The following is a 5,680-nucleotide window of genomic DNA, read 5'->3' as shown; positions in this document are numbered from 1 at the left end:
GTGTTTCTTTTTTGTGAACATTTGATAATTTAAGTATTCAACATCGCTTGCGCTCTGTTGGCACCTTCATCAAACGCCCACACTTATCGACTGTTAATTGTTAAAGAACTTGTTCGGTACCGCCTTCTGCCGTTTGCTACGAAGCGTTGTGTTCGTTGCAGCAGAGAGGTGAGATTATGCAGCGTTTCGCATTTTTCGTCAACCTCTTTTTTACTACCGCGCCTCCTTGGAGACGGCCCTGACAGACTGCTAACTACTTGATTTCGTTAACCCTTTCTGCGGGGAGGCGAACTATAGCAAAGCCTCCCCGGAGTAGCAAGGCCTATTCCGATAATGTCGTCACGAAATAGCGGGGATCGGCGCGGATGCGCCCCTGGCTAAACGGCAGCAGAGGCCAGGTCTTCTGCGAATACAAGGACAGCTGGTCGGCATGGTACGGCGACGCCGGATCGACCGACTGCCCATACAGCAGCATCGCCTGCGCGACCGGGCCGGCCTGGTCGAACGTCACCGTTTGCACATAGCTGGTTCCCCATGCAACCTGGCGATAGCCATCTGCCTGCAGCGGTGTCTCCATATGAATCGAGTTATAGGAACCATCGATATCGCCAATCGCTCCATGCAACGGCACCCGCACGCCATTGCGCGTATCGCTCTGGTAGTCGCCCAGGCGCCCGTCCAGCGGCACGTTCAGGGCCTGCATCTGCTGCGCCGCATCCTTCAGCGCCGCCAGCATGGCTGGCCCCGCAGCCGGCGCCAGTCCGCGCGGTGTATTCACCGGGTCGGCCGCATCCAGCGCGACAGCCCATTTGTCCGCGATGAGCGACGCCCGGTTCCAGAACTCGCGAAACAGCACCGCACCACGGCTATCGAGATTGGCGTGCCTGTCCCATGCGCCCAACACGCGGCACGCCTGCGCTACCAATATATCCACGGAGGCGCCGCACAGGGGAAGAAATTCCGGCAGCATCAATTCGGCCGCATACACGCGATTGGCAAAAGCCAGCTCCTGGACGTCGCTCATGTGCAGGCGCGATTTGCTGGCCAGGGCATCCTCGAGCTGCCTGAATCCGATCCGCGTGCGCAGCATCTGGGCCACACCGGTCGCCCCATACAGCGGCGAATAGCCAAACGGCGCCGGACCTGTCAATAAGGCGCGCGGAGTCGACAGCCAGTAACTGTCATTCGAATTGCCGACATAATCGGTGCGCAGCATCCACGGCGCATCGACAGGAAAATGGACGCCCTCCGGCGCGCGCGCATCGTTTCCCCACGCGCACGCGCTGCGCGAGCCGTCGAACATCAGCAGCTGCGGCAGCACCAGACAATCCGACGCGAATTTGTCGGCGCCGACCTTGGGCACCAGGCTGGCATCGGCATACAGCACATTGCCATCGCGGTCAGCGGCCATCGTATTCACCCATGGCAGTCCCACGATCTTGTCGAGCGACGCCTTCATTTCACTCACATTGCGTGCGCTGCCCAATCCGATCCATTGTTCGATCAGCCGCGTATTGTGGCGATTGGCGTCGCCCAGCACGTGCACCGCTGTGGCCGACCAGCTTATGCCGGCGTCCGGCTTGACCAGCACCACGCCTTGCCTGGTGAAATAGAAGGTTTTGCTGCGCCTGGCCATGCTGCCATCCGGCCGCAGGCTGTCGACGCTGACCGTTTTGGACGTCATTTTGGCAGGCACGCCATCGTACAAATAGGTGGTGCCACTCGGATCGCGCGTATCGAGCGCCAGCCTGAAGGTGGTGAAGTGCACCGCGCGGGTGACGGTATGCGTCCACGCCACATCCTTGTTAAAGCCGATCACGATGATCGGAATGCCGCCCAGGATAGCGCCCATGGCATCGTAGCGCCCGGGGATGGTCAGGTGCGCCTGGTAAAAGCGGTCGGTGCTGGTCCAGGGATAATGCGGATTACCGAGCAGGATGCCGCGCCCGCTGGCCGTGGTGTCCTTGCCCAGCGCCAGTCCATTGCTTCCCAATTGTTCCCGGGTCAAACGCTCAAGCCTGCGCTGCAGAAAATCGCTATCGCTGACCGGCACCTGCGCGCCCGTGTCCGCGAGGGCAACGCCGCCGTCGCGCGCGGCATCGACAATCTCCTGTGCGAATACCTGACCCGACGCGTGCAGCGCTTTCTCGGCCAGTACCAGCATCATGTCCTCGTAGCTGATCGGCCTGACCCACGGGGCCTTGTTGCACGCGGCAGGATAGCGCCCGGCGTATTCCTTGAGATAGCGGTTATAGCCGGCCGCGTAACCCGTCAACAAATCGCGCGCTTCCTCGCTGCCGGCGGCATAGCCGGCTTTTAAGCGCTCCGCGTCGAGATAGCCCTTGAAGAAAAAGTCGCTGTCCTCGTTATTGAGGTTCATGAAATCGCTGTTGGCGCCATATTCGCCGTTTGCCGCCGGCGTTGCCGGCTTGTCCGCGCCAAAGAACCGCGAGCGCTCCCCGCGCACCGTCAGGATGGTATCGGCGAACATGCACACATTATCCTGGGCATAGGCATAAGCGAGGCCGTAACCGATACCGCGAAAATCACGCGCGCGGATATGGGCGATGCCGTGCGAGGTGCGCGCCAGCTCGGCGCTCAATTGCGGACGTGCCGCTTTCGGCAGGCCCGGCGCGTCGTCGCTGCGCCCGCAGCCGGCGATGGCAAGCGCGGCCAGGCCTGCCGCCAGTGCGGACAAGGCAAGACGATTGTGGCGAACTAGATCCCTTAACACGCATCTCATGGTGACTCCCTTTCACGGTGCCGGCCAGGATGACCGACAGGCAATCGTACGAATGCCGGCCTTGGCCGTATTGAGAGTAGTCAACAGAAGAAACGCGTGCCGTGCGCGGCGATGCGCACTTGTCGTACGCATCAATCGCGCACTTGCTTAGTACGGACTGGCAGTCGGGCGCACGATGATTTCGCTCACGTCGACGTCGGCCGGCTGGTCGATGGCGAAGCGAATCGCGCTGGCGATGGCCGACGGGGCAATCGCCACGCGCCGGAACGCGCGCATGGCCTCGCGCGCCAGCGGATCGGAAATCGTTTCCGCCAGTTCCGACTCGGTCACGCCCGGCGAGATGACGGTCACCCGAATGTCGCCGCCCACTTCCTGGCGCAAACCTTCCGACAGCGCCCCCACCGCGAACTTGGTCGCGCAGTACACGGCGGCGGTGGGGCTGACGGCATGGCCGCCGATCGACGACAGGTTGATGAACTGGCCCGAGCGCTGCTGCTGCATCACGGGCAAGGCGGCGGCGATGCCGTGCAGAACTCCGCGGATATTGACGTCGATCATGTGATTCCATTCATCGACCTTGAGCGCATCGAGCCTGGACAAAGGCATGACGCCCGCGTTGTTGACGAGCACGTCGACGCGCTTGTACACATCGAGCGCGAAGGCCACGAAGTTGTGCACGTCGTCGAGACGGCGCACATCCATGGCAAAACTTTCGGCGGCGCCACCTTCGCTGCGGATCTCGGCGACCAGGGCGGTCAGACGGTCGGCGCGGCGCGCTCCGAGTACGAGCCGGTATCCGTGGCGTCCGAGCAAGCGCGCGGTGGCCGCGCCGATGCCGCTGCTGGCGCCGGTGATGAGGACAACTTTCTGGTTCGAATTGTGATGGCTGGACATGCGGTTCTCCTTGAAGTGCGGACAGGTGACGCATCTTACAAATCACCGGCAGGCCCGGAAATACACAGGACTCTCGCTTGATTGCCTATTTCTACAAGGCGTGCAAGCGGGCACGATGGGCGATGCCCCGAGGGTCAGGCGCGGCCACTGGCTTGATGTAAAAAAAGAAAGATTCGAGGCTTTCGTTAGGTGTAATATGCGTTGAGGTACACGTCGTTCCCGACAGGCTGCTAGGCAACGGCGGGTACGCATGGCCGCTGCTCACGGCAGCGGGGTACTTATAAGAAAACCGGCGGCATTGCCGGAAGATTGTCTGGGGATGGGAATGGGTTTGACGGCGAACACCACGATCAACTGGCGCACGGGACGCGCGCAGCCGCGATCGTCCGATCATCCCTTGCACATCGATGTGAGGATGTTCTGAGTCAAGCATCCGTCAAGACTTACCTGCCGTGGGTGGTCGCCGCCGCGCTGTTCATGGAGCAGCTCGATGCGACCATCGTCAACACGGCGATCCCGAGCATCGCGGCCAGCCTCGGCGTAAGCCCGCTCAGCCTGAAATCCATCGTGTCCAGCTACATCCTCAGCCTGGCCGTCGGCATTCCGGTCAGCGGATGGATGGCGGACCGCTTCGGCACGCGCCGGGTGTTCGCGGTGGCGATTGTCATCTTCACACTGGCGTCGGTGCTGTGCGGCATGGCGGTGAACGCGCCGATGATGATCGCCGCCCGTTTGCTGCAAGGCCTGGGCGGCGCCATGATGATGCCGGTCGGCCGCCTCGCCATCATCCGCACGTTTCCCAAATCCGAATTGCTGGGAGCGATGAATTTCGTGATCATCCCGGCGCTGATCGGCCCGCTCCTGGGACCGACCGTGGGCGGACTGGTGGTGCACTGGGTGTCGTGGCGCTACATCTTCTTTATCAACGTGCCGGTCGGCCTGGTCGCGCTGTTCCTGGTGTTTCGCTATATGCCGGATTACCGGGCGGCGCAGCGGCGCCCGCTCGATGTGGTCGGCCTGATCCTGTTCAGTTCGGGAACCGCCCTGCTGTCATGGTTCCTCGAAATTTTCGGCGAGCATACGATGGCCCCCTTGACCGCCGCGGCAATACTGGCATCGTCGCTCGGCTTGCTGGGCGCGTACGCCCTGTATGCGCGCGGCAGGAAGTTTCCGCTGCTGCGCTTGTCGCTGTTTCACATCCGTACGTTCCGCATTGCCGTGGTTGGCGGCTTTTTGACCCGGCTGGGATTGGGCGGGATGCCGTTTCTGCTGCCATTGCTGTATCAGGTCGGGCTGGGTTTTCCGGCGTGGAAATCCGGCTTGCTGATGATGCCGGCCGCGATCGCGGCAATGGCGATGAAACTGGTGTCGCAACGCCTGCTGCATCGCTTCGGCTATCGCCAGATCCTGGTGGTCAATACGGTCTGCATCGGACTGACGATTGGCCTGTTTGCTTTTGTGGGCGCCGACACGCCGCTGGTCTTGATTGTGATGCTCGGGCTGACGCAGGGGTTTTTCAATTCGCTGCAGTTCTCGTGCATGAATTCACTCGCGTATGCCGATGTCGACGACCAGGATTCGAGCATGGCCAGCACCATATCGAGCTCGTTCCAGCAATTGTCGATGAGTTTCGGGCTGGCGGCCGGGTCGCTGGTGACCGCCTGGTTTCTGGGCGATGTGCCGCAGACCGAGCGCACCATGGTCATCAGCGCGCTGCATCATGGGTTTGCCACGCTGTCGATCATTACCGTGATGTCGTCGCTGACCTTCTGGCGTTTGCGCCAAGACGATGGCGAGAGCATCAGCCGCGGTACGGCGCTCAGGCTTCAGCGATAAGAAACGCGGTTCGATTGCCGTGATGTCCGGGAAAGCGGTCGCGCACTTGCCATGTGGACGGTGCTGACAGACGAAAAAAAGTAAGCGCTCCATGAACCACAGCCTTGTGGCCTAATCCCGATTTCCGCATGCTTGCCGTTTCAATTTTAAGGAGAGCAAGCATGGAAGGTGACACCGAATTCTGGACTTCACACGTCGAGGCGTGTC

4 protein-coding genes are annotated in these 5,680 nt (G+C 61.4%); 1 reads left to right on the top strand and 3 read right to left on the bottom strand.

The features are described from left to right. Window positions 1-322 precede the first annotated feature (322 nt). Both F2P45_RS33650 and F2P45_RS33645 read right to left on the bottom strand, forming a co-directional pair. Complete coding sequence (locus F2P45_RS33650) at window positions 323-2,743, bottom strand: penicillin acylase family protein (RefSeq protein WP_166882563.1); 2,421 nt, start codon at window positions 2,741-2,743, stop codon at window positions 323-325. Between the two features lie 147 nt (window positions 2,744-2,890). Beyond that, window positions 2,891-3,637, bottom strand: coding sequence for an SDR family oxidoreductase (locus F2P45_RS33645; RefSeq protein ID WP_166882562.1), 747 nt, complete (start codon window positions 3,635-3,637; stop codon window positions 2,891-2,893). A 456-nt stretch (window positions 3,638-4,093) separates the two neighbouring features. Here F2P45_RS33645 and F2P45_RS33640 point away from each other — a divergent pair, with 456 nt between their 5' ends. Further along, on the top strand, window positions 4,094-5,473 hold the full coding sequence (locus F2P45_RS33640) for a DHA2 family efflux MFS transporter permease subunit (protein ID WP_370663347.1): 1,380 nt from the start codon (window positions 4,094-4,096) through the stop codon (window positions 5,471-5,473). Here the strand turns inward: F2P45_RS33640 and F2P45_RS35810 are convergent. Further along, the coding region (locus tag F2P45_RS35810) for a hypothetical protein (protein WP_223164898.1) at window positions 5,457-5,680 on the bottom strand (224 nt) is incomplete at its 5' end. The genes F2P45_RS33640 and F2P45_RS35810 overlap by 17 nt on opposite strands.

The organism is Massilia mucilaginosa (genome assembly GCF_011682145.1).
In the GTDB taxonomy this organism is placed as follows: Bacteria; Pseudomonadota; Gammaproteobacteria; order Burkholderiales; family Burkholderiaceae_D; genus Telluria_A; species Telluria_A mucilaginosa.
This window is presented reverse-complemented; position numbering and strand designations above follow the sequence as displayed.